This window comes from Pseudarthrobacter sp. Hb11 (assembly GCF_059383655.1).
On record NZ_JBWZCM010000006.1, the window covers coordinates 75,259 to 99,633 of the forward strand.

The 24,375-nt window shown below is 64.8% G+C and carries 22 protein-coding genes and 1 pseudogene; 16 read left to right on the forward strand and 7 right to left on the reverse strand.

Translation table 11 applies throughout. The annotated features are described in order from the left end of the window. Window positions 1-32: 32 nt before the first annotated feature. Window positions 33-1,432, reverse strand: a pseudogene (locus AC50X7_RS10985) (HNH endonuclease). A gap of 133 nt (window positions 1,433-1,565) precedes the next feature. Continuing rightward, entirely contained in the window at window positions 1,566-3,581 is a 2,016-nt protein-coding gene (locus AC50X7_RS10990; protein WP_494979030.1) for a beta-galactosidase, read from the reverse strand. Window positions 3,582-3,758: 177 nt separating this feature from the next. Here AC50X7_RS10990 and AC50X7_RS10995 point away from each other — a divergent pair, with 177 nt between their 5' ends. The 5 genes from AC50X7_RS10995 to AC50X7_RS11015 all read left to right on the forward strand — a co-directional run bounded on the left by AC50X7_RS10995 (window position 3,759) and on the right by AC50X7_RS11015 (window position 8,970). Then, entirely contained in the window at window positions 3,759-5,051 is a 1,293-nt protein-coding gene (locus AC50X7_RS10995; RefSeq protein ID WP_494979031.1) for an ABC transporter substrate-binding protein, read from the forward strand. A gap of 31 nt (window positions 5,052-5,082) precedes the next feature. Further along, a complete protein-coding gene (locus AC50X7_RS11000; protein WP_307093987.1) occupies window positions 5,083-6,036 on the forward strand; it encodes a carbohydrate ABC transporter permease in 954 nt (317 codons plus the stop codon). Continuing rightward, entirely contained in the window at window positions 6,033-6,950 is a 918-nt protein-coding gene (locus AC50X7_RS11005) for a carbohydrate ABC transporter permease (RefSeq protein WP_494979032.1), read from the forward strand. Before AC50X7_RS11000 ends, AC50X7_RS11005 begins: the two co-directional genes overlap by 4 nt. A gap of 24 nt (window positions 6,951-6,974) precedes the next feature. Further along, a complete protein-coding gene (locus AC50X7_RS11010) occupies window positions 6,975-7,604 on the forward strand; it encodes a Poxvirus protein I5 (RefSeq protein WP_494979033.1) in 630 nt (209 codons plus the stop codon). A 94-nt stretch (window positions 7,605-7,698) separates the two neighbouring features. Beyond that, window positions 7,699-8,970, forward strand: a complete 1,272-nt coding sequence (locus AC50X7_RS11015; RefSeq protein ID WP_494979034.1) for an MFS transporter — start codon at window positions 7,699-7,701, stop codon at window positions 8,968-8,970. Window positions 8,971-9,032: 62 nt separating this feature from the next. Here AC50X7_RS11015 and AC50X7_RS11020 read toward each other — a convergent pair whose 3' ends face one another. From AC50X7_RS11020 to AC50X7_RS11030, 3 genes are all read right to left on the reverse strand, one after another. Continuing rightward, window positions 9,033-10,283, reverse strand: coding sequence for a Gfo/Idh/MocA family protein (locus AC50X7_RS11020; RefSeq protein WP_494979035.1), 1,251 nt, complete (start codon window positions 10,281-10,283; stop codon window positions 9,033-9,035). Window positions 10,284-10,969: 686 nt separating this feature from the next. Next, window positions 10,970-11,179, reverse strand: coding sequence for a hypothetical protein (locus tag AC50X7_RS11025; RefSeq protein ID WP_494979036.1), 210 nt, complete (start codon window positions 11,177-11,179; stop codon window positions 10,970-10,972). A 77-nt stretch (window positions 11,180-11,256) separates the two neighbouring features. Further along, window positions 11,257-11,871 (reverse strand): nucleoside/nucleotide kinase family protein, encoded by a 615-nt coding sequence (locus tag AC50X7_RS11030; RefSeq protein ID WP_494979037.1) that lies wholly within the window; start codon window positions 11,869-11,871, stop codon window positions 11,257-11,259. Between the two features lie 131 nt (window positions 11,872-12,002). Here AC50X7_RS11030 and AC50X7_RS11035 point away from each other — a divergent pair, with 131 nt between their 5' ends. Next, window positions 12,003-12,377 (forward strand): DUF7793 family protein, encoded by a 375-nt coding sequence (locus AC50X7_RS11035; protein ID WP_494979038.1) that lies wholly within the window; start codon window positions 12,003-12,005, stop codon window positions 12,375-12,377. Window positions 12,378-12,409: 32 nt separating this feature from the next. On the opposite strand, the gene AC50X7_RS11040 is transcribed toward AC50X7_RS11035, so the two are convergent. Beyond that, window positions 12,410-13,432, reverse strand: a complete 1,023-nt coding sequence (locus AC50X7_RS11040; protein WP_494979039.1) for a LacI family DNA-binding transcriptional regulator — start codon at window positions 13,430-13,432, stop codon at window positions 12,410-12,412. A 150-nt stretch (window positions 13,433-13,582) separates the two neighbouring features. On the opposite strand from AC50X7_RS11040, the gene AC50X7_RS11045 reads away from it, so the two are divergent. The 8 genes from AC50X7_RS11045 to AC50X7_RS11080 all read left to right on the forward strand — a co-directional run bounded on the left by AC50X7_RS11045 (window position 13,583) and on the right by AC50X7_RS11080 (window position 22,285). Further along, window positions 13,583-13,939, forward strand: a complete 357-nt coding sequence (locus tag AC50X7_RS11045) for an L-rhamnose mutarotase (protein ID WP_494979040.1) — start codon at window positions 13,583-13,585, stop codon at window positions 13,937-13,939. 105 nt (window positions 13,940-14,044) lie between these two features. Then, window positions 14,045-15,211 carry an L-rhamnose isomerase gene (rhaI, locus tag AC50X7_RS11050; protein WP_494979041.1) on the forward strand — a complete coding sequence of 389 codons (1,167 nt, stop codon included), beginning with the start codon at window positions 14,045-14,047 and terminating at the stop codon, window positions 15,209-15,211. Between the two features lie 6 nt (window positions 15,212-15,217). Continuing rightward, window positions 15,218-17,254, forward strand: coding sequence for a bifunctional aldolase/short-chain dehydrogenase (locus tag AC50X7_RS11055; RefSeq protein WP_494979042.1), 2,037 nt, complete (start codon window positions 15,218-15,220; stop codon window positions 17,252-17,254). Further along, window positions 17,251-18,768, forward strand: a complete 1,518-nt coding sequence (locus tag AC50X7_RS11060) for a rhamnulokinase (protein ID WP_494979043.1) — start codon at window positions 17,251-17,253, stop codon at window positions 18,766-18,768. The genes AC50X7_RS11055 and AC50X7_RS11060 overlap by 4 nt, the downstream gene beginning before the upstream one ends. A 175-nt stretch (window positions 18,769-18,943) precedes the next feature. After that, window positions 18,944-20,272, forward strand: coding sequence for a glycoside-pentoside-hexuronide (GPH):cation symporter (locus AC50X7_RS11065; RefSeq protein ID WP_494979044.1), 1,329 nt, complete (start codon window positions 18,944-18,946; stop codon window positions 20,270-20,272). 212 nt (window positions 20,273-20,484) lie between these two features. Further along, window positions 20,485-21,624, forward strand: a complete 1,140-nt coding sequence (locus AC50X7_RS11070; RefSeq protein WP_494979045.1) for a 3-deoxy-7-phosphoheptulonate synthase — start codon at window positions 20,485-20,487, stop codon at window positions 21,622-21,624. Between the two features lie 159 nt (window positions 21,625-21,783). Then, window positions 21,784-21,996 (forward strand): helix-turn-helix domain-containing protein, encoded by a 213-nt coding sequence (locus AC50X7_RS11075; protein WP_307094003.1) that lies wholly within the window; start codon window positions 21,784-21,786, stop codon window positions 21,994-21,996. Window positions 21,997-22,186: 190 nt separating this feature from the next. Beyond that, window positions 22,187-22,285 (forward strand): 30S ribosomal protein bS22, encoded by a 99-nt coding sequence (locus AC50X7_RS11080; protein WP_003792170.1) that lies wholly within the window; start codon window positions 22,187-22,189, stop codon window positions 22,283-22,285. An 81-nt stretch (window positions 22,286-22,366) separates the two neighbouring features. Here the strand turns inward: AC50X7_RS11080 and AC50X7_RS11085 are convergent, their stop codons facing one another. Beyond that, a complete protein-coding gene (locus AC50X7_RS11085; protein ID WP_494979046.1) occupies window positions 22,367-23,185 on the reverse strand; it encodes an HAD family hydrolase in 819 nt (272 codons plus the stop codon). A 78-nt stretch (window positions 23,186-23,263) separates the two neighbouring features. Here AC50X7_RS11085 and AC50X7_RS11090 point away from each other — a divergent pair, with 78 nt between their 5' ends. Beyond that, window positions 23,264-23,518 carry a glutaredoxin family protein gene (locus AC50X7_RS11090; RefSeq protein WP_494979047.1) on the forward strand — a complete coding sequence of 85 codons (255 nt, stop codon included), beginning with the start codon at window positions 23,264-23,266 and terminating at the stop codon, window positions 23,516-23,518. 103 nt (window positions 23,519-23,621) lie between these two features. Continuing rightward, a complete protein-coding gene (locus tag AC50X7_RS11095) occupies window positions 23,622-24,326 on the forward strand; it encodes a redox-sensing transcriptional repressor Rex (protein WP_307094006.1) in 705 nt (234 codons plus the stop codon). Window positions 24,327-24,375 lie beyond the last annotated feature (49 nt).

The window sequence follows — 24,375 nt, forward strand, 5'->3', positions numbered from 1 at the left end:
CTCCCGGGACGGAGCTGTTTAAGGCCCTGCCGCTAAGGTCCTGCTGCCGCCCGGACCAGGGGCCGGTGCGGCACGACGCGGCCGAGTACGAGGACGCCTGGTTTCTTCCGCACGGGTTTCAGGGGCATGCCAGGCAGTGGGGGCGCCATCGAGCGGTAGGTGTGGCCGGTGGGGGTTGTAAATTCCACCGAATGCCTTGCTCCAGAAACTGGCCGGGCCGCCCAGCCGGTTGTTTCTTTAGTGTGGTTGCACGATTCGCAGAGGCCTTGGCCGTTTTGATGAATCGTTGCGCCCTTGTTAGCCAGGAGACGACGTGGTCGTGATGGCGGATGGGCGAGTCGCAAAACGGGGTGCGGCAGGTATCATCCCGGACCTGCAAGAAGCGTTTGAGTCCGGGTGGAAAAATCCGGGCCTTCGAGTCCATCGCAACGAGTTCGCCTGTTCCGGGAGCTGTATAAAGCCGGCGAAGCCAGACTTTGAGCTCTGTCCTTTCCTGGGTGCCTGCGGATTCCGGACTAGCCGCTGCTCTCAGAGTGGCTTGCCTGGCCCATCCCGCGGGGACGACGCCGTAGCCGGTCAGCCGGGCGGGTTCACTGTCCCCCTTTAACAGAGTGCGGTCTGACATCACCAGCTGGACCTCGATGCCGGTGATGCCGCCCGGAGTGCCGGTGACCCCTTCGGCCAGGGTATCGGCCATGATTGCGCCCTTGGAGCGCTCATCGCCGGAGGACTTCAGAGTGTTGGCCTGCCGGGTGAGCGCTGCGTAGGCGGCGACGCCCTGGGCGACCGGTAGCAGGGCAGTCACGTAAGCCATTGTGTCTGGTGCCGGGCGCAGGGTGACCGTGCGTTCTGTGACCGCATGAGAAGCCCGCTTCGTGACCGACAGCGGGTTTCTCCGGTAGGCGGCAGCCCGGACGGCGCCGATGATGGCGCGGTCTCCGGCACCGTCGAAGGTGCCGGAGTCGGCGGCGAGTTCCTCGTCCACCGCGAACCGGTCCTCCACCGACAGGCAGGCCGTTTCCTTCACCACCTGAGTGGTCCGCCATTCGTTTAACTGTCCAGACCGGAACGCGGTCAAGGTGCGGGGCATTTCCGTCAGGGCTTTGGCCAGACCCAGGAGCCTCCCGCCCCTTGCCGGCGATTCCCGTCGGGCCAGCGCGACCTGCGTCCCCACTCCGGTGCCCTGCTCGTCGGCCGGAACCCCGGCCGAGGCCTGCTCCTGCCGCAGCGAATGATCGAAGGCCACGGCGATCTCGGCCTGCCTGGCAGCAGCCAACGACTTCAAATCCTCCAGCTCTCGGAGCTGGTCAACCATTCCCGCGCCATCAGTACTGACCGCGACCGAAAGCAGGGCAGTCCGGACATCGGAGAGAGAGGGTACATAGCGGGTCCCTGCCCCAGCTGCTCCTGCCGATGCCCCCAACGCTTCCATGAAACAAAGTCTTCCAGCCTGGTGGGACAATTTCGCCAGCCAAAACCCTTATGTGGAAAACCCCGGTACAGCGGGCCGGCATGACGCCACCGCAGGAGCCTGAAAGGTCTGCAGTGGCGTCTTGCACTCCGCGTCAGTCCTCGGCAATCACCACAACGCTGCCGGGCGGCACAACCCCGTCGAAGGGCTGGCCGGAGAGCAGGTCCACGCCTGAAGCCTCAACAGCGCCAGAAGTACGGGAGTGGTTGATGGCAAACAGGAAGCTGCGGCCGTCGTCGGAACGCCGGCGCGTCAGCTCAACCCCCGGGTCTGCGACTGCAGCGGACGCAACGCCGGACTCCTCCAGCAACCGGTCCACGATCGACTCAACCCCGTCCCGGTCCGGGAACGTAGCGAGGTACCACGCGGCGCCGTCGCCCACGGCCCGCCGGGTCAGCGATGGCACGCCCTCCAGCGGATACTCCGTAAAGGTTTGGACCGCCTCGGCGCCCGCAAGGTGGACGTGCTCGCTCCAGATGGAAGAGACGCCGCCGTCGCTCAGTTTCAGCTGAGCGCCCGCCAGCAGCGGATGGAACTCCTCCACGCGCACGCCGAGCAGTTCCCGGAACGCGCCCGGGTAGCCACCCAGCCGGACGTGGTCCTTCTCGTCCACGATCCCGCTGAAGTAGCCCACCAGGACAGTTGCGCCGGCAGAAGCGGCAGCGGCAATATTCGCGGCGGCCTCGTCCGTGACAGAGTACAAGGTGCACACCAGCACAAGGTCATAGCCCTCTAAAGAGGCAGATGGATGGACCATATCCACGGACACGCCCCGCAGGAACAGTGACCGGTGGAAGGCCCGCAGCAGGTCCAGGTACTTCACGTCCTGGCTCGGCTTGGAGTCGATTTCGCTCGCCCACCACGCCTCGTAGTCGAACACGATCGCAACGCGCGATTCCACCCGCGAACCACGCACCGGCGCCAGCCGCTTCAGGGCCGCGCCCAGGTCCACTACCTCGCGCCACACCCGCGTGTCCCGCCCGCCGTGCGGCACCATGGCCGAGTGGAACTTCTCCGAGCCGGCGAAGCTCTGCCGCCACTGGAAGAACATCACGGCATCTGCGCCGCGGGCCACATGCGCCAGGGAGTTGCGCAGCATTTCGCCAGGCATCTTTGGCTGGTTGCGCGGCTGCCAGTTGACGGACGACGTCGAATGTTCCATCAGGATCCACGGGTCACCGCCCGCGATGCCGCGGGTGAGGTCCGCGCTGAACGCGAGTTCGATCTGCCGCTCGGGATCCGCGGCAACCAGGTAGTGGTCGTTGGCGATGACATCCAGGTCCTTCGCCCAGTCAAAGTAGTCCATGGACTTCGTTGCGCTGGAGGCCATCAGGTTGGTGGTGCAAGGGACCCCAGGGGTGACCTCGCGGAGGACGGCGGCGAGTTCGCGGTAGTAGTCCATCAGGGCCCAGGAGTTGAAGCGTTGGAAGTCCAGTTGCTGGCCCGGGTTCAGGGTGGAAGGCGCAACACCGGGCGGCAGGATCTCTTCGAACGACCCGTAGTTCTGGGACCAGAAAGCGGTACCCCAAGCCGCGTTGAGCGCGCCGATGCTTCCATAACGCTGCTCAAGCCAGGTGCGGAATGCCGCGGCGTCTTCCTCGCTGTAGAACTCGGAGACGTGGCAGCCGAGCTCATTGTCCACATGCCAGAGCGCCAGGGCGGGGTGGTCCTTGTAGCGCTCGGCGAGGACGCGCGTGATGCCCGTGGCATAGCGGCGGTATACAGCCGACGACGGCGAGTAGTGCCGCCGCGAGCCCGGTCCCAGCACGGTTCCGTCCGCCGTGACGGGGAGGATTTCCGGATGCCTGCGGACCAGCCAGGCCGGGGGAGCGGCGGTGGCAGTGGCCAGGGCTACTTTGACTCCGATTCCGGCGAGGTTGTCCAGCACCTCGTCCAGCCAGCCAAAATCGTACTTGCCCTCTTCCGGCTCCAGCAGTGCCCAGGAGAAGATTCCCACGCTGAGGAAGCTCACGCCGGCTTCCTGCATCAGCTCCAGGTCCTCCAGCCGGACGCTGACCGGCCACTGTTCGGGGTTATAGTCGCCCCCATAGGCGATGCCTTCGATGTTGTTCCAGACGCTGGCCGGGCTGGAGGTTTCCTGCAAAGTCATGGGACTCCTTTGTCTGCTGGGAAGATGAAACTGGCCTGAAAATCAGATCATTGGAAAACGCTTGCCCATTTCCGGGAATGCCGATATTGTATCGTTTCAGAAGCCGTGTAAGCCAGCTCACTACTCTCGTTGTAGGTTGGGCGACTGGGGTTGCACACATCGAGCAAGGAGGCTCTCATGATCAACAGAAGGAATTTCCTCACCACCGTAGCCGTAGGTACCGCATCTGCCGCGGCCCTGGCAGCCTGTGGAACGGGCGGCGGCACCAGCGCCGGCGAGACCGGCTCTGCGGAAAACCCTGTCACCATCAACTACACCTGGTGGGGCAACGACGACCGCGCCGAGCGTACCCGCAAGGCAATTGCCCTGTTCGAGTCGAAGAACCCGGACATCAAGGTCAACGGCAACTTTACTGACTTCGCCGGCTACTGGCAGAAGCGTGCCACCGAGGCAGCCGGCGGCGGCCTGCCGGACGTGATGCAGTGGGACCTTTCCTACCTGCGCGATTACGGCCAGCGCAACCAGCTCCTGGACCTGGGCACGGTGAAGATTAACACCGACGCCTTTGACAAGTCCCTCCTGCCCTCGGGCCAGATCAGGGGCAAGACCTACGGCATCCCCACCAGCACCAACGCGTTCGCCGTCTACTACGATCCGGCCAAGCTGAAGTCCCTGGGCATCGCCGAGCCGACAGGAAAGTGGACCTACAAGGAATTCAACGACTTCCTGACTCAGGTGGGCACCAAGAGCAAGGGTGCGGTCTTCGGCTCGACCGACTACACCGGTGTCTGGTGGATGTTCAACATCTGGCTCCGCCAGAACAACATCGAGGCCTTCACCGAGGACGGCAAGCTCGGCTTCACCAAGGACGATATGAAGAAGTGGTGGAACCAGACCGCCGGTCTTCGCGGCACCCCCGCCATCATCACCGAAGAGCGTGTCACCCAGCTCGCACCCAAGTCCCCGTTCGGCTCCAACGTCACCGCCACCGAAGTCACCTGGGACAACTTCATGGCCGGTTACCTGGCGGACAGCGGCGCCAAGGAACTCAAGCTTGTTCCCGTTCCGTCTGACGACCCGGACAACCTGGGCCTGTTCCTGAAGCCGTCCATGCTGATGGTGGCCAGCGCCAAGACCAAGTTCAAGGATGCTGCTGCCCGCTTCATCGACTTCATGGTCAACGACCCCGAGGTGGGCCAGATCTTCAAGACCTCCCGCGGCGTGCCGGCGTCCAAGACCCAGCGTGACGGCACCACCTTCGAAGGTACTGACAAGCTCGTGGTGGACTACGAAAAGTCCATCGAGCAGTACCTCAAGGACGCCCCCGAGCCGCCCATTGTCGGTTTCGGCACCCTCGAGGCGTCCTTCAAGCGCGTCAGCTCGGACCTGAACTACGGCAAGCTGACCATCGACGGCGCAGCCGACGCATGGTTCAAGGAAGCCGAAGACCTCATCAAGCAGAACGCCTGATCCAGGCTTTCACAACTGACGGATTGAACTCGTGACTCAAAGCCCAACATTGAGCAGGCGTTCGGCGCAATCCGATTCCACGCTGCCGCGCAAGTCGCGGCAGCGTGGGGCGGATGCCCGCGCCGGCTACACCTTCCTGCTGCCCTGGCTGCTGGGATTCATCGCCCTCACTGTTGGGCCTATGATTTCCTCGCTCTACCTGTCCTTCACCAACTACAACCTGTTCGATCCGCCCAAGTGGATTGGCCTGGACAACTACACCACCCTCTTCCAGGACGAACGCTTCCTGCAATCCGTGGGCGTGACCGTGGGCTACGTGGTCTTCGGTACCCCGCTCAAGCTCGCCGCCGCACTGGCAGTGGCAATGCTCCTGAACAGCAAGCGCCGCGGCCAGGGTTTCTACCGCTCGGCGTTCTACGCACCGTCCCTGATCGGCGCGTCCGTCTCCATCGCCATCGTCTGGAAGGCCATGTTCGGCGACGCCGGTCCGGTGGACCAGGGCCTGTCCTTCTTCGGAATCAACCTCGGCGGCTGGGTGGGCAACCCGTCCATGACCATGCCAATGTTCATCCTGCTGACCGTGTGGCAGTTTGGCGCACCGATGGTGATCTTCCTCGCCGGCCTGAAGCAAATCCCGGCAGACCTCTACGAGGCTGCGTCCATGGACGGCGCCGGTCCGGTGCGGAAGTTCTTCAACATCACCTGGCCCATGCTCTCCCCAGTGATCTTCTTCAACCTGCTGATGGAAACCATCCACGCGTTCCAGATCTTCGCCTCGGCCTACATCATTTCCAACGGTGAAGGCGGGCCGGCCGGTTCCACCCTCTTCTACACCCTCTACCTGTACCTGCGGGGCTTCAGCGACTTCCGGATGGGCTACGCCTCGGCGATGGCCTGGCTGCTGGTGATCGTTGTCGGCATTATCACCCTGATCTTCTTCCGCACGTCCAAGTCCTGGGTCCACTACAGCGGTGATGCAAAATGACAACCACGGCAACCCCCACCCAGTCCACCCCGGACGCACAGGTGCCGAACTACAACCCCAAGTCCGAATCGGTTGGGGCCAAGCGCGCCAAGAGCACCCTCTTCCACATCGTGGCCCTCGCCCTCACTGGGGTGGTCCTGTACCCGGGCCTGTGGATGATCGCCTCCTCGTTCAAGCCGAACGCCGAGATCGGCGGCGCCAACACGTCGCTGTGGTCCAATAACTTCAGCTTGGACAACTTCGTCACGGCCATGGACGGCATCGGCGGCGTGTCCACGCTGCAGTTCTTCACCAACTCGCTGATCCTGGCCATCGGTGCCGTGGTGGGCACCGTTCTCTCGGCCAGCGTGTCAGCGTATGCGTTCGCCCGGATCAAGTTCCCGGGCCGCAGCGTGTTCTTCGGCATGATGATCGCCACCCTGCTCCTGCCGTTCCACGTGGTGATCATCCCGCAGTACATCGTGTTCCAGCAGCTGGGCCTGGTGGACACCTACGTGCCGCTGCTGATCGGCAAGTTCCTGGCCGCTGACGCGTTCTTCGTGTTCCTGATGGTCCAGTTCATGCGCAACCTGCCCGGTGAGCTGGACGAGGCAGCCAGGATCGACGGCGCCGGCCACGTCCGGATCTTCACGTCCATCATGCTGCCGCTGATGAAGCCGGCCCTGATCTCCACCTCGATCTTCTCCTTCATCTGGAGCTGGAACGACTTCCTGGGCCCGCTGCTCTACCTGAACACCCCGGACAAGTACCCGCTGCCACTGGCCCTGCGCCTCTTTGTGGACCAGACCCAAAGCTCGGACTACGGTGCCATGATCGCCATGTCCGTCCTGGCCCTGCTGCCGGTGCTGATCTTCTTCCTGGTGTTCCAGCGGTACATTGTTGAAGGCGTCTCCACCCAGGGCCTCAAGGGCTAACGGCCCGGAAAACCGAGACAGAAAATGAGCGTTATGGACAGCACCACACCCGCCCCCCACCACCACGAACCCGTCCCGGTAAACCGCTTCGCGCTGTTCTCCGAGACCCTCCTGGCCGGGGTGCTGGTGCTGGTGCTGTCCCTTCCACTGGTAACGATCCCCGCCGCATACGCGGCGGGGATCGCCCATCTGGAACGGCACCTTTCCGGCAGGGACGATTCCGTCCGCGGCCTCTGGGACACCTTCAAGGCAGCCCTGCCAGGCAGCTGGAAGCTTGGAATCACGACGGCGGCAGCCGCCGTCGTCATTGTCCTTAACCTTTTGCTCGCTTGGGTGGGGCAGCTGCCGGGCCGGGACGTGGTCCTGCCGGCAACCCTGATCCTCGCCGCCGGGGCGGCCATCCTGCTCCTGCGCACCACGGCCGCATGGTCCGACGTCGCCGGCTCCCGCGCGGACGCCCGCAGTGCCTGGCGCTCCGCACTTGAGACCGGCCAAGCCCTGTCACTTAAGGACTGGAGCGGATCCCTCCTGCTTGCCGCCGCGCTCTTCGGGGCAGTGGTGTTTGTGTGGATGCTGGTGGCGCTTTTCGTGGTGGTTCCCGGCACCCTGATCCTCGCCGCCGCAGCAGTAAAGCTGCGCTCTGCCCGCGCCTGAACCCGGCGGTAAGCAATACCCCGGCGGCCGGCAAGAACGGCACGCTGTAAACATTTTCAGGTTCCGCCCGTCACTAATTTGAGTTGAGTCCGCCGTGTCTTCCGACCGCCAGCGTTCCGAACAGTCCCTCCCTTCTCCGACGAGCCAGCCCAAGCAGGCGCCGTGGTACCAGCCCCTGAAGCAGCGCAACTACCGGCTCTTCCTGGCCCTGGTATTCACCGGCAGTGTTGGTGTGTGGATGCAGCGGCTCGCCCAGGACTGGCTGGTGCTGCAACTGACCGGCAGCCCCGCCGCCGTGGGTGTGGCCGTTGCGCTGCAGTTCCTGCCCATGCTGATTGTGGGACCACTCAGCGGCTTACTGGTGGACATGTTTCCCAAACGCCGGATCATGCTGTTCTGCCAGGTGGTCATTGCCTTCCTGGCCATGGGCCTGGCCGCATGGGCGGCGAGCGGGACCATCACCGTCTGGGCCGTTTACGCCAGCTGCGTGGCGCTCGGAGTGACTTCAGCCATCAACCAGCCTGCCAGCCAGGTGTTCGTCAATGAAGTCGTGGGGGACGCCGCCCTCAGGCCCGCCATCGGCATCAACAACGCCATCGGCCAACTGGGCGCGATGGCAGGACCAGCGCTGGCCGGAATAGTTATTGCACAGGTTGGTTCCGCGGCGGCGTTTGCTGCGAACTCGCTGCTGTGCTTGCTGGTGCTTTGCCTCATTGCCGCCATCCGCCCGGCCGAGCTGCATCCGAGCATCCCGGCGGAACGGGGCCGGGGCCAACTCCTGGCCGGGTTCCGCTACGTCCGCGAACGGCCTTCGCTGCTGCTGATTATTGCCCTGGCCGGGCTCCTGGGGATGTTCGGCATGAACGGGCCCGTGGTGCTGGCAGCCTTTGCGGAACGCGAATGGCACAACGGGGTTGAAGGGTTCGGGCTCTTCAACACCGTCAGTGCCATTGGTGCCCTTGCCGGTGCGCTGCTGGCGGCCCGCCTTCGGAGCCTGGGACGAAAGGGGATCGTGCTTGCGGCAGGCCTGTTCGGGCTGTCCCAGCTGGTTGCGGCACTGATGCCCAGCCTCATCCTCTTCATTGTGATGCTGGTGGTGGTTGGCCTGATGACCCTGCTGTTCCTCACCAGCGCCGCTACCGCGGTGCAACTTGAGGCCGGCCCGGAGATCCGCGGCCGGGTGATGGCGCTGTATCTGCCCCTCCTGCTGGGCGGACACGCCCTGGGCGGCCTGCTGGCCGGTTGGCTGACGGAGCAGTTTGGCGTGCGGCTGGGGCTCGTGACCACCGGCGGGCTGGGCATGCTGTCCGCAGCCGTGATCGGTCTTTTACTGTGGCGGAATTCCCGCCGCGTGCGGTCCGCCTGACCCGTCCCTCGGCGAAGCATGGACCATCACGCTACGTGTTCTGCGGCCGGGTGCGGGGCATGTCAGGAAGCTGGAAGTTCGAAGGCGTGCGGGGCCGTTCCTGCCCAGGGAAGCCCCAGTTCACTGAAGGTGGCATGCTGCCGGGCGGCACGTGCCAGGGCCTCCTCGATGCCGGGGACCACTGCATGCGCCGCACCCCCCTCGCCCACCCAGCGGAAGTGCGCCTCGTCAAGAGGTGCCGGCAGCGGGGCAGTTCGAATGGCTTCCAGGACGAGCATAAACGCACCGCTGTCCAGGAGCGGGCTGATGAGCGGAGCCCCGGTGTTGCGGTGGGCCAGCAGGTTTTCAGTCAGGTCGTCCCGGCCGAAGACCTCCTCGGAGCGGCCGGCTGCTGTCTTCACAGTCAGGCGGTCCTCGGTGTAGTGGAAGACAACTGTTCCTTCCGAGCCCTGAAGGGTCACGTACGGTTCCACGGACTCGGTGGCGCAAAGTGTGAGGGCGCAGGTGATGGGCAGCCCTGCGCTGGTTCGGATTCGGATCACCGACGTGTCATCCGACTCGATTTGGTTGGCGCGGTAGAGCTCAGTTTCCAGGGAAGCGATGTCTGCAGTGGTGCGTGCCCCGGCAATCCTCAGCGCTGTCGCCACCGCATGGGCCAGCGGATTGGTGGCCACGCCGTCCACCACGTCCACGCCGTCGATGGTGCGTTTGCCGGCCCAGCGGGACCGCTTGTAGTAGGCCCGGTCCCGGACCCAGCGGCCGGTGGCCGAGATGCCCTGCAGGGTGCCGATGGTTCCGTCCGCGAGGAGCTTTTCGATGGCCTTCAGCGCGTGGGAACCCAGGCTCTGGAAGCCGATCTGGACACTCCTGCCGTTGGCCGCAGCAGCGTCGCAGAGCCGGCTGAAGTCCGCCAGCGATGCGACCGGCGGCTTTTCCAGGTAGAGATCGGCGGCGGTGGCCAGTGCTGCCAGGCCAAGCGGGGCATGGGTCTGGATGGGGGTGGCAACAATAATCAGATCCAGCCCGCTGGTGTCCGCGAGCAGTTCGGTGAGCCCCGGAAAGACGGCGGTTGTTGCAGGGACTGAGCCGGGAGCCGGGGGATTGGGGTCAGCAACGGCAACAAGGTGGACGACGCCGGCGCCCTGAAGGCGTTCCAGGTTCCGCAGGTGGTGTGTGCCGAAGCCGTGGACACCTACCAGTGCCACCCTTGCAGCGGGCACGCCGGGATGCTCCGCACCGGGCTCGGCGGCAGGGGTCAGGCGGTGTTGGTTCCGGGGCTGGGTCCCGGCGACGGTGCCGGCTGGCGTTTCCATGGTGCTCCATTCCGCCCGTACAGGGCGCGGCGATCTTCGGTGCCCTCGTGGCAAGCGCTTTCCGCTTCCCAGTGTGCAGCGTCATTATCCCAAATGTCTAGTTATGTAACGATTCAAACAACCGGACGGACCCCTCCGGCAAGGTGCTGGGGCGGAGGCTACATAAGGTTTCTGAAGATGGCGCCGCTGCGTGCCGCATGCCGGAACCTGGTAGCGGAGAAGCTGCAGCAGAATGCTCCCCCTAGTGGCTGGTGGTTCCTTTGCGGGACTCCAGCAGAGGTGGGATCCAGCGGTCGGCGGCAATGCCTGTCGCAATCGAATAGATGGCTTTGTGCAGGCCGTCGACCGCCTGTTCTTGCGGACTCCAGGAGGCGGGTGGTGCGCCCATGCCGGTGGCATTCTCTCAAGGGTCTGGTCAAAGGCAAGCCGAACGGCCGTGTGCTTGGTGTTGGCCAGGGCTCCGCGGATCCCGGTGACCGCCCACATGCCGCGAAGTGAGCCCAGTACCGCCCCCGTGCCCCAGTGCATCACATGGTTCCACACCAGGGGTTTCTCCGCCTGCCGGGGAGCCCTGCCCAGGAGCGCGAGAAGGGTTCGGGCAGGCACATAGGAATTTGGCCGCTTGTGAAGAGCTGCTCGGCTGCAGAATGCCGACGGCGGCAGTTGGGGCATGCGGGGGAGGCAGGTCAGGCGATGGCTTCCAGTGAGAGTTCCTCGACCGCGGACTGCAGGGCGTCCATGTCGAACCACTCGACGGGCAGCACTTCATGGATAAAGGCATCAAAGTCAAAGGGGTGGCAGTGCCCGCCATAGTTCCAGTACAGGATCCAGAGATCGATCAGGCCAAGGTCCTTGCGCTGCAGCAGGTGTCTGGCTGTGTGCCGCAGGTGGTCCATAACCAATCCTTGCTTCTGCTACCTCCGCCCCACAAGAGCTTCATCGGCCTTTGCCGTGGCGAATTGTGGTGGCGGCGTCAGTGGGGGCAGGAGGAGGGAGATTCCAACGCACCGGCGATGGCCTGTTGCAGCTGCAGGGCACTGTTCTCGGTGGAGCCGCCCGCATCAATGACAACGAAACGCGGAAACCATGGCAGGTCCGTGTAGGCCTTCCTGAACCTCTGGAGGTCCTCGAGGTTTTCTTCGTCCTCGCCCCTGAGCGCAATCCGTTCGTACGCCTGCTCAGCCGTGAGGTCGAAATAGACTATTGCCTGGGCCTTCGGCAGCATCCCCAGCAGGGCTTCCAGCATCCGGTGGCGGCGTATGCCCCGGGCCTTCCGGAGGGCCAGCTGGCAGTACAGATGCCTGTCCATAATGACCAGCCCGTCAAAGCGCCCTGCACGCAGGTGGTTGAGCAGGACGTTGTAGACCCGGACAACGGTTTCGACGATATCCGCCACCTGGGCGGGCAGTGGCAACCCGAAGCGCCGGGCCAGGGCCGAGATGGTTTTGCGCCCCGAGTAGTTGCCCAGGACCAGCACCGGCGTGCTTGGCATGATTTCCTCCACACCCTGGACGGCAGTGGACTTGCCCGCACCATCAATGCCCAGCACCACAATGAGGGCTGATGGTCGTCTTGAGCGTTGTGTCATATCTCTTTCATACGGAGAGGGACTGTGCCTGCGGTTCTGGAAGCCTGGTGACAGGCTGTGAAAGAAGGTGAGGACGCCTCCGGGTCAAGGTTGGAGCAGAATAGGGGAGTCTGCACTGGAGGGAGACTGGCATGGAGCCTGTAATTGTCGATGGTGGCAAGGGTACGGTGGAGTTGCGTTCCGACGGCGTCATCCACCTTATCTGGGAGCCGCAAGTCCGTATAGAACAACATGACGCCCAGGCGGCAATGGCAGCTGTCAACGAGATAGCAGGGGAGAGGACTTTCCCCATGCTCGTGGACATGGCCACCACGGAAAACGTCACCAGGGCGGCCCGCTCGGTGTTCTCCATCCCTTGCGCGGCGAGCCGGATCGCACTGCTGGGTTCCAGCCCCGTAGACCGGATCCTGGCTAACTTTTTCCTCGGGGTGCACGTTCCGCCGTGCCCCACCCGATTCTTTACTTCCAGGACGGAGTGCATGGACTGGCTGCAGCAGGCAGGCTAGTCCGCCCGGTGGTAGACAGGGCGAAAGTTCGGTCAGGGCGCGGACGGCGCCGCGGTACTTTGCCGGACCACCAACTCCGGGGTGAAGACGACCGCGCGGTGCCGGGGGTTTTGGGCTTCAACCTCTTCCGCCAGGAGTTCGATGGCCGTCCTGCCCAGGGCCTCGGTGGGCTGCCGGATGGATGAGAGAGGCACCACGGCGGAGACCGCAAAGTCGATGTCGTCGTAGCCGATCAAGGCGATGTCCTCCGGAATCCGGAAGGTGTGCGTCATGGTGAGCGACTGCATGACCCCGAGCGCCAGGAGGTCGTTGGCGCAGAAGATCCCGTCAGGAAGCCCGCCGCGCTCCCGTTCCACCAGCATGTTGCCGACGCTGCGCCCGGCCAGGACGGTCTGGCCTTCCGAAACCAGCACCTCCAGCGTGGCGTCCGGTTCTTCCTTAACTGCGCGCTGGGCGCCCTGCAGGCGGTCTGCCACCTGGCGGATGGACGTGGAGCCACCCACAAAGGCGAGCCGACGGCGGCCGGTGTCCAGCAGGTGCCGCGCAGCCAGGTACCCGCCGGCGTCGTCGTCAACGGCCACTGAACTGAACTTATCCTCGTCAGCCAACCGGTCCACCAGGACGGTGGGCACGCCGCGCTCGCGGAGCAGGTCCAGGCGCTCGGTGACATCGCCCACGGGTGAAATGAGGAGGCCCTGGACGCGCTGCTCCTGGAACAGGTCAATGTAGTTCGCTTCCCGGCCGGCGTCGTGCCCGCTGTCGCCGAGCAGGACGGCACTGCCCTGGATGGCGGCCGCATCCTCGGCAGCGCGCACCACGGAGGTGAAAAAGGGGTTGCCCACGTCCAGGACGATGAGGCCTATGGTGCGGCTGTGGCCGGCGCGCAGCTGACGGGCGGCGTCGTTGCGGACGAAACCCAGTTCGTCGATGGCACGCAGCACCCGCTCCTTGGTCCGTTGCGAGACCCTGTCCGGGTAGTTCAGCACATTCGAAACCGTCCCCACCGCCACGCTCGCGTGGTTGGCTACGTCCTTGATGCTGGCTGAGCGATTCATGATTCTCCGTGCTGGTGGGCCGAGTGCAGATGCCTCCCGGTTTTGGTGGGAAACAGGTCCCGGAATGCTTGACACCTAGTCAGATTCAAGAGTACTTTGAATCGTACTAATGAAACGATTCAAAGATTCGCGAGTTCAGGAGAGTTCCAAATGAGGGTGTGCTTCCGTTCCTCGGTCCAGCCGACGCTGATCGACGAATACCGCCGCCGGCACGCCGCCGTTTGGCCGGAGATGCTCCGGGCGCTCAAGGATGCCGGCTGGAACAACTATTCGCTTTTCCTTAGCGAAGACGGGCTTCTGATTGGCTACCTGGAATGCGACGACTTCAACGCAGCCCGGGCCCGCATGGCCCTCGCGGACGTGAACGCCCGCTGGCAGGCTGAAATGGCCACACTCTTCGAAGACACGGACCAGGCACCCGACGAGGGGTTCCAGGTACTTGAGGAAGTCTTCAACCTCGAAAGCCAGCTCACGGCGGCGGAGTCGGCGGAGTCCTCCGCAGGCTGACGGGCACAAACTTCCACGCACAGGGCGCTCCAGCAGCGGGGCCGCACAACACAGCAACACCCATCAGGCAACAGCTCAACAAAGACACCGGAAAGAACCAACATCATGAATGACGTAGCAACGGCGCTGGGCAGGCTCGGGGAGCTTGCCATCGAGGTCCCCTCGTGGGCTTATGGAAATTCAGGGACACGGTTCAAGGTGTTCGGTACCCCCGGCACCCCTCGCACCGTGCAGGAAAAGCTTGCCGATGCGGCCAAGGTCCACGAACTGACCGGGCTGGCTCCCACTGTTGCGCTCCACATTCCGTGGGACAAGGTGGATGACTACGCCGCTCTGAAGGAGTACGCCGCCGGGCTGGGCGTTGGTTTGGGCACCATCAACTCCAACACCTTCCAGGATGATGAGTACAAGTTCGGTTCGCTGACGTCCTCGAACGAGACGGTCCGCCGCCGCGCCGTGGCCCACCACCTGGACTGCATCCAGATCATGCACGCCACCGGGTCGAAGGACCTGAAGATCTGGCTTGCTGACGGCACCAACTACCCGGGCCAGGACGATATCCGCGGACGCCAGGACCGCCTGGCCGAATCCCTGCAGGAGATCTACGCCGCGCTGGGTGACGAGCAGCGCCTGGTGCTGGAGTACAAGTTCTTCGAGCCGGCTTTCTACCACACCGATGTTCCGGACTGGGGCACCTCCTACGCCCAGACGCTGGCGCTGGGTGAGAAGGCGTTTGTTTGCCTTGACACCGGCCACCACGCCCCGGGCACCAATATCGAGTTCATTGTGATGCAGCTGCTGCGCCTGGGCAAGCTGGGGTCCTTTGACTTCAACTCCCGTTTCTACGCGGATGATGACCTGATTGTTGGCGCGGCTGACCCGTTCCAGCTGTTCCGCATCATGCACGAGGTAATCCGCGGCGGCGGCTACGGCAAGGACTCCGGCGTTGCCCTGATGCTGGACCAGTGCCACAACCTGGAAGAAAAGATCCCGGGCCAGATCCGCTCGGTTCTGAACGTCCAGGAAATGACCGCCCGCGCCCTGCTGATCGACACCGAAGCCCTCGCGGAAGCACAGCGCGCTGGCGATGTGCTGGCCGCTAACGGCATCTTCAACGATGCCTTCTACACTGACGTCCGCCCGGTCCTGGCCGAGTGGCGTGAATCCCGCGGCCTGCCCGCGGACCCGCTGGCAGCGTTCAAGGCCAGCGGCTACCAGAAGAAGATCAACGACGACCGCGCAGGCGGCCAGCAAGCCGGATGGGGCGCGTAACCAGCAATGAGTAACGAGACTGTAGAAGACCTGATTTCGCGTTCCAACCGCCTGGGTGCGGATAAGCGGAACACCAACTTCGCCGGCGGCAACACCTCCGCCAAGGGCACCGAGAAGGACCCGGTCACGGGCGAGGACGTCCAGTTGCTGTGGGTCAAGGGCTCGGGCGGGGACCTGGGCACGCTGAAGGCCCAGAACCTTGCAGTGCTGCGCCTGGACCGCCTGAACGCGCTGAAGAACGTCTACCCCGGTGTTGAGCGTGAAGACGAGATGGTGGCCGCGTTCGATTACTGCCTGCACGGCAAGGGTGGCGCGGCTCCCTCAATCGATACGGCCATGCACGGGCTGGTGGACGCCGCACACGTGGACCACCTGCACCCGGACTCCGGCATCGCCATCGCCACCGCGGTGGACGGGGAAGCGCTGACCACCAAGATCTTCGGCGACAAGGTGGTCTGGGTTCCCTGGCGCCGCCCCGGGTTCCAGCTGGGCCTGGACATCGCCGCGATCAAGGAAGCGAACCCGCAGGCTATCGGCACCATCCTGGGCGGCCACGGCATCACGGCCTGGGGCGCCACCAGCGAGGAAGCCGAAACCAACTCGCTCTGGATCATCGAACAGGCCGAGAAGTACATCGAGGAAAACGGCAAAGCCGAGCCCTTCGGTTCCAAGCTCCCCGGCTACGCCGCCCTGCCCGAAGCAGAGCGCCGCGCCAAGGCCGCAGCCCTGGCACCCGTGATCCGCGGCCTGGCCTCAACGGACAAGCCGGTCCTGGGGCACTTCAGCGATGACGCCGTCGTCCTGGACTTCCTCGAAGCCGCCGAGCACCCACGCCTGGGCGCGCTGGGCACCTCCTGCCCGGACCACTTCCTGCGCACCAAGGTCAAGCCCCTGATCCTGGACCTGCCCGCCGACGCCTCGATCGAGGACTCGATCGCCCGGCTGCACGAGCTGCACGCCAACTACCGCGAGGACTACCAGGCCTACTACGACCGCCACGCCGACGCCGAATCCCCGGCCCTGCGCGGCGCCGACCCGGCCATCGTGCTGGTCCCGGGCGTGGGCATGTTCTCGTACGGCGCGAACAAGCAGACCGCCCGCGTTGCCGGCGAGTTCTACATCAATGCCATCAACGTGATGCGCGGCGCCGAGGCGATCTCCACCTACGCCCCGATCGAGGAATCCGAAAAGTTCCGGATCGAGTACTGGGCGCTGGAGGAAGCCAAGCTGGCCCGCCTGCCCAAGCCCAAGTCCCACGCCACCCGGATCGCTCTGGTCACCGGCGCGGCGTCGGGCATCGGCAAGGCCATCGCCACCCGCCTCGCCGCCGAAGGCGCCTGCGTTGTCATCGCCGACCTGAACCTGGAGAACGCCGAGAAGGTCGCCGAAGAGCTTGGCGGCCCGGACGTTGCCATCGGTGTCCAAGCTGACGTGACCGACGAGGCCCAGGTCGCGGCAGCGATCGATGCCGCCGTGCTGGCGTTCGGCGGCGTGGACCTGGTGGTCAACAACGCCGGCCTGTCCATTTCCAAGCCGCTGCTGGAAACCACCGAGAAGGACTGGGACCTGCAGCACAACGTCATGGCCAAGGGCTCGTTCCTGGTGGCAAAGGCCGCGGCGAAGGTCATGATCGCCCAGGGCCTGGGCGGGGACATCATCTACATCTCTTCCAAGAACTCCGTGTTCGCCGGCCCGAACAACATCGCCTACTCCGCCACCAAGGCAGACCAGGCCCACCAGGTGCGCCTGCTCGCGGCCGAACTGGGTGAGCACGGCATCCGCGTCAACGGCATCAACCCCGACGGCGTGGTCCGCGGCTCCGGCATCTTCGCCGGCGGCTGGGGCGCCAAACGCGCCGCCGTGTACGGCGTGGACGAGGAGAAACTGGGCGAGTACTACGCCCAGCGCACCCTGCTCAAACGCGAAGTCCTGCCCGAGCACGTTGCCAACGCCGCCGCCGTCCTCACCAGCAACGAACTGTCCCACACCACCGGCCTGCACATCCCCGTGGACGCCGGAGTGGCTGCAGCCTTCCTGCGATGAGCACCGAACGCACCAACGAAACTGCCCCGGCTCAGGCCGGGGCAGTTTCCGCAGGGCCCTCCAAGGTGTTCGCCGGCAGTGTCTTCGCCGCTGTCGATATTGGCGCCTCCTCGGGCCGGGTCATCCTGGGCCGGGTCACCGGAGACGGCGTGGGATTGGAGGTGGTTCACCGCTTCCCCAACGGCGTGGTGGAGATCGACGGCGGCCTCCGCTGGGACTTCAAAGCCCTTTTCGCGGAGGTACTCAAGGGACTTTCAGCGGCGGCCGCCGTCGCCGCCGTGCAGGGTGAGCGGGTTGCCAGCATCGGCATCGACACCTGGGCCGTGGACTACGGCCTGGTCAACGCCGCCGGCGAGCTGACGGCCCAGCCGTTCAGCTACCGCGATGACCGCAGCCGCGCCGCCGTCGAGTCCGTGCACCGGAAACTGGACCCGGCGCGGCTGTACGGAACCACGGGGCTGCAGTTCCTGCAGTTTAACACCGTCTATCAGTTGGCCAGTGAGCGGGACCTGGACGGGGTGCAGGCACTCCTGATCCCGGACCTGATCGCGTTCCTCCTCACCGGACAGCGCCGGACCGAGGCCACCAACGCCTCCACCACCGGCCTGTTCGACGCCGTCGCGGGGGAGTGGGCCACCGAGTTCCTCACCGCCCTGGGCCTCCGGAAGGACCTGTTCCCGCCGCTGGTCCAGCCCGGCGAAACCGTCGGCACCCTCCTGCCGGCCATCGCCGCGCAGGTGGGCCTGCCCCAGGACACCCGGGTAGTGGCAGTGGGCTCGCACGATACCGCGTCCGCCGTCGCAGCAGTCCCAGCGACAGCGGACAAGGAGGATAAGGAGTTCGCGTATATCTCCTCCGGCACCTGGTCGCTGGTGGGACTGGAGCTGAAGCACCCGGTCCTTACGGAGGCCAGCCGCGAGGCAAACTTCACCAACGAGCGCGGCGTGGACGGCACCATCCGCTACCTGCGCAACATGGGCGGGCTTTGGCTATTGAGCGAATGCCAGCGGACGTGGGCACAGGAAGGGTTCCGGCCCGATCTTCCCGCCCTGCTGAGCGCAGCGGCCGCACTGCCCACGAGCGGGCCGCAGATCAATCCGGATGACCCCTACTTCATCGCCCCGGACAACATGCCCGAGCGCATCCGGGGTGCGGTCCGCCGCACCGGAGAAGTCCTGCCGAACGATCCTGCCGCCATCACCCGCTGCATCATGGACAGCCTCGCCGCCGGCTATGCCCGCACCATCCGCGACGCCGAGCGGCTCGCCGACCGTACGGTGGACGTGGTGCATGTGGTGGGCGGCGGTTCCCAGAACCGGCTGCTCTGCCAGCTCACCGCGGACGCCACGGGCAGGAAAGTGGTAGCAGGACCGGTAGAAGCCACAGCGCTGGGCAATGTCCTTGTGCAGGCCCGCGCTGCAGGTTCCGTTGCCGGCGGGCTCGGAGAACTCCGTGCCCGGGTGGCGGGCAGCAGTCCACTGCAGGTTTTTGTACCGGAGCTCTCACGGCTGTAGCCCCTTGGCCCCCGTGCGCCTTCGGGCGCCCGGGGCTGCCTGTCCGTCATCGATACCTTCGGCGGCCAGGAACGCCACTGGATCAGCCATTGCTGTTTCTGCGCAAAATCTTCGGGTAAGTTCCTTCTGTGGGCTCGAGAAAGCGGTTTCCAAGCCCGGCGGGAACAAGGATGCAATGAAGAAACTCAGCAGGCTCAGCGTTTTCGGCTACGGCGCCGGCGACGCAGCCAACAGCATGATCATCAGTACCGGGAACATGTTCCTGCTCGTGTACTACACGGACGTCGCGGGCATCGGCGCAGCGGCGGCAGGAACGCTGCTGCTGGTTGCCCGGGTCTTTAACGCCTTCACCGATGTGGCGGCCGGCCGCATCGTGGACCGCGTCCACAGCAAACGGTGGGGAAAATTCCGCCCGTTCCTGATGTTCGGGTTTGTTCCCCTGCTGCTGAGCGTGGCTGTGTTCCACGTTCCGGACGTCGACCCAGCCATGAAACTGCTTTACGCGTCCTGCACGTATGGGCTCGTGTGTGTTACCTACAGCATGGTCAACGTGCCATACGGCTGCCTGGTGGGGGCCATGACGCAGGACGCCAAAGACCGCGCGCGGCTTGGCGGGGCAAGGACCATCGGCGGTTTGTCGGTCGGAGCCACCCTGGGCTTTTTTATCGCACCGCTCCTGGGTGCCGGCCAGGATATGCAGCAGATTTTCACCTGGCTGACCCTGGCCTTCGCCATCGTGGGGTCCCTGCTCTACATCTTCACGGGCACCGTCTGCGTTGAGCAGGTCTACGGCAGCGTCCCCAAAATTACCCTTCGCCAGAGCATGGCGGCGCTGAAGGCAAATTCCCCGCTGGTGATCCTCTGCGTCAGTTCCGTCCTTTTCGTCACCGGAACGTCCGCGACGGGCGCCTCCCAGTTCTACTACCTCCGCGATGTCCTGTCCCGGGTGGACCTGTTCCCCGTCATGGCCGCCGCGCAGGTGGTCATTACCCTGACGCTGGCTGTGCTGATGCCGCGTCCTGTGGCCCGCTGGGGCAAGCGGGCGGTCTACAGTGTTGGCGGAGGATTCGGGGCGCTGGGCGGCGTGCTGGTTTTCCTGGCCCCGGCGGACGCACCACTGCTCGGCCTGTTGGGCCTCGTCCTGGGGCTCCTGGCTTCTGCTTCGGTTAGCATCGTGACGTGGGCCCTGATCGCCGACACCGTGGAATACGGGGAGTGGAAAACCGGCGTCCGGGTCCAGGGCATCAACTACGCCCTTTTGGCCGCCACCCGGAAACTGGGCATGGGATTCGGGGCCGGCGTGGTGGCCTTCTCGCTCGCCTGGGGCGGCTACGTCTCCGGCACGGCTGAGCAGTCGGACGCGGCTGCCCTCGCCATCAGGGCAGCGGCAGGCCTGCTGCCGGGGGCCCTGGTGCTGGCATCCGTCGGGATCATGTACTGGTACCGCCTGACGGACCAAAAGCACGCGGAGCTTGTGGCCAGCCTGTCGCGTGACGCGACGTAACACTTTGCGGCCGCGGCGGGCTGCGGTTATGGTTCATGGCATGACAAACCGTTGGTATGCGTATTTTTCGTTGGCTCTGGAGGGGCCCGCGTCTAACTGACACGCATCCAACTTTCCTTCAGAGCCAACAGGGCAGAGATCATTCTCTGCCCTTCGCCGTTTCTCCGGCGGGTTCTGACTGGGCCCGCTCCTATCTGGAACAGGACCCGAACATGAGCACCGCAACAGCCCCCGCAGGCACCACTGCCGGCAACCTTCGCAGGGAATCCACCGAAAAATCGACGTCCAACCTGCGCGTCAGCGAATTCACAGCGCTGCCCACTCCGCAGGAACTCATCACCGAACTGCCGTTGGACGGCCGGGTGGCAGGCGTCGTCGAACGCGGGCGTGACGAAGTCCGCGCCATCATGGACGGCGTGGACGACCGGCTGCTGGTGATTGTGGGACCGTGCTCCATCCACGATCCCAAGGCAGGGATGGAGTACGCCCGGCGGCTGGTCAGCCAGGCGGAAAAGCACAAGGAAGACCTGCTGATCGTCATGCGGACCTACTTCGAGAAGCCCCGCACCACCGTGGGCTGGAAAGGCCTGATCAACGATTCGCGGCTTGACGGCAGCCACGACATGGTCACCGGGCTCCGGACTGCGCGGCACTTCCTGCAGCAGGTCACCGCGCTCGGGCTGCCTGCCGCCACCGAATTCCTCGAGCCCATCAGCCCGCAGTACATGGCGGACCTCATCTCCTGGGGCGCCATCGGGGCCCGCACTACCGAGAGCCAGATCCACCGGCAGCTGGCCTCCGGGCTCTCCATGCCCATCGGGTTCAAGAACGGGACCGACGGCGACCTTCAGGTAGCCATCGATGCATGCGGGGCGGCCGCGGCGGCCCAGGCCTTCCTTGGCATTGACGGGGAAGGCCGGGCCGCGCTGGTTGCCACCGCCGGCAACCCTGACACCCATGTCATCCTCCGTGGCGGCCGCAAGGGACCCAATTACTCTGCCGCCGACGTCGAGGCCGCGTCGGCGAAGCTCGCCAACAAGCAGCTGAACCCGCGCCTCATCGTTGACGCCAGCCACGCCAACAGCGGCAAGAGCCACCATCGCCAGGCTGAGGTGGCGCTGGAAATCGGCTCCCAGCTCGAGGACGGCGGGGCATCGGCGCAGGCCATCGCCGGGGTCATGCTGGAAAGCTTCCTGGTGGGCGGCGCGCAAAACCTCAATGTCGGGGAGCACGCGGCCGGCCGGTCGGAACTTGTGTACGGGCAGAGCGTAACGGACGCGTGCATGGACTGGGACGTTTCGGTTTCTGTGCTGGACCAGCTGGCCGCATCCGCCCGCAAGCGCAGAAGGTGAGTGAGGGGGCGAAATGCTCCCTTGCGGTACTTTCACATTGGCCACAGGAACATCTAGAGTATCTGGAAGGTGGTTGGTGGATGGCTCAGCATCGGAACACCGCATTGGCACGTAAATGGGGTCACTGTTGTCCATCCGTCAGCAAAGGAAAATAGCGAAATGTCGGCAGAACAGAACTTCTCCAACGCGAAGTTCCTGACCGTGGCTGAAGTAGCCCAGGTCATGCGCGTCTCCAAAATGACCGTCTATCGGCTGGTCCACTCCGGCGACATGCCGGCAGTGCGGTTCGGCCGCTCGTACCGGGTACCCGAAACCGCGGTGGAGCAGTACCTCAAAGGCGCCGTAGTGGACGGCCACACGGAAACCGCCTGAGCCTTTCCGTCGCAATGGCCCTATTTCCGCCGGTCGGAGCCCCCGCGGTCAGAAGCCGCTCCCGATAAGCGGTACCCTGTTAAGGAACGTTTTACGTCATTGTAAGAATCTGTCAGTTGTTCAGTTCGTAGCTCTGTCCACGAACACTTTCCATCAGACAGGTACTGCATCTAGTTTGTGAGGAACTTTCGTGGGTTCAGTTATTAAGAAGCGTCGCAAGCGTATGGCCAAGAAGAAGCACCGCAAGCTGCTTCGCAAGACCCGTCACCAGCGCCGCAATAAGAAGTAGAGATACTTCGAACAGCGTGGACATGCCCGTCGCCTTCCGAGGCGGCGGGCATTTCTGTTCTGTGGCCGTTGCGGCGGTTTGTTACGCCCGGGGGCCCCGGATGCGGGCGAAGCCTTTCCAGAGTCCGTAGACGGCGCCGCAGGCAGTGGCTGCCTTCAGGCCGAGGGTTGCTGCGCGGCGGCCGGCCCGGAAGTCGTAGACCGGCCAGTTGTGGTCGCGGGCGTGGCGGCGGAGGCGGACGTCCGGGTTGATCGCCACCGGGTGGCCCACGAGGGTGAGCAGCGGGATGTCGTTATAGGAGTCGCTGTAGGCCCAGCAGCGTCTGAGGTCCAGTTCCTCGGCGTCCGCGATGGCCTGGACGGCCACTGCCTTGGCGGAACCGTGCAGGATGTCTCCCACCAGGCGGCCGGTGTACATACCTTCGGAGATCTCCCCGACAGTACCCAGCGCACCGGTGAGCCCCAGCCGGGTCGAGATCACGGTGGCAACCTCGATCGGCGTCGCGGTCACCAGCCAGACCCGCCGGCCCACCCGCAGGTGCTGCTCGGCCAGGGCCTTTGCCCCGGGCCAGATCCGGGAGACGATCATTTCGTCGTAGACCTCTTCGCCGAGGGCTTTGACGTCGTCGACCGTGATGCCGGCGGCGAGGTTCAGTGCGGAGTCCCGGACAGCGTGGACATCGTCCATGTTCTCGCCGCGGGCCACGAACTTGAACTGCTTCCACGCGAACCCCGCCGCCTGGGCAAGGGTGAAGGCTCCGCGCTGGTGCATCTTGCGGGCAACATGGAAGAGGCTGGCGCCGCGCATGAGGGTGTTGTCCACATCGAAGAACGCCGCCTCGCCCGGCTGTGGCGCAGCAACCGGCTTGGTAACTACGGCGACGTATTTCTCCTCGGGCATAAGGCTGAGTCTAGTCAATCCAGTCAGTGGACACCGTGCGGCGTCGCGGGGCACAGTCAACGGGGCTACGGTTATGTCATGGCCACACCGCGCGTCGTCCTGATCACCAAAGCTGACTGCCACCTCTGCGAAGAAGCGCGCGACGCCGTTGGCCGGGTTACCGCCTCGCTGGGGCTTGAGTGGACGGAAGAGCTGGTGGACCACCAGCCGGAACTGCGGGACCGCTACGCCGAAGAAATCCCGGTGGTGCTGGTGGACGGCGTGCAGCGCGACTTCTGGAAGATCGATGAGGTCCGGCTGGAACGCGTGCTGCAGCGGGCCATGGCCCAATAGGGAGCAGCGCCCGTGACCGCTGACATATTGTGGCCGGCTGCTTTGTTGGCACCGGCCGGAGGGCTCTAGAGTGGAGTCACAACGCGATGCGAGGGAGGGGCTGGTGGCTTCGCTGGAACCGACTCCCCAGGCTGTCCCGGATCTTCCGGACACCACGGGTACGCCAGCCAAACAGATTCCGCCCGCAGCGGTGGCCCGGCTGACGCTCTATCTGCGCGCCTTGAATACCCTGCTCGCTGAGGGAGTGGAGCGGGTCTCCTCCGAATCCCTCGCTGAAGCTTCCGGTGTCAGTTCAGCCACGTTGCGCAAGGACCTGTCCCACGTGGGCTCCTACGGTACCCGCGGCGTTGGCTACGAAGTGCAGTACCTTAGCCGGCACATTGCCGCGGCGCTGGGTCTGACGCATGACTGGAAGGTTGCCATCGTTGGTGCCGGCAACCTCGGCAAGGCGCTGGCGCGGTACGGCGGCTTCGAGTCCCGGGGATTCGACGTCGTTGCCATCTTTGACGCCGACCAGATGGTGGTGGGCAACGAAGTGGGGTGGCTGCGCGTCAGCGACGTGGCCGACTTGGAAACGGTGCTGCACCGGACCGGAGCGAACATGGTGGTGCTGGCGCTGCCGGCCGCCGTGGCGCAGGATGTCTGCGACCGGGTGGTTGCCGCCGGTGTCCGCAGCGTCCTGAGCTTCGCCCCCGTTATGCTCCAGGTGCCGGAGGGGGTCAACCTCCGCAAGGTGGACATGGCCACGGAACTGCAGATCCTGGCCTACCACGCACAGCGGGCGCAGGCCCCGGGGCAGACCGCCTAGGCTTCAGGCAGTTTCGGGACCCACGCCCGCAGGGGTGGGAAGTGCGCTA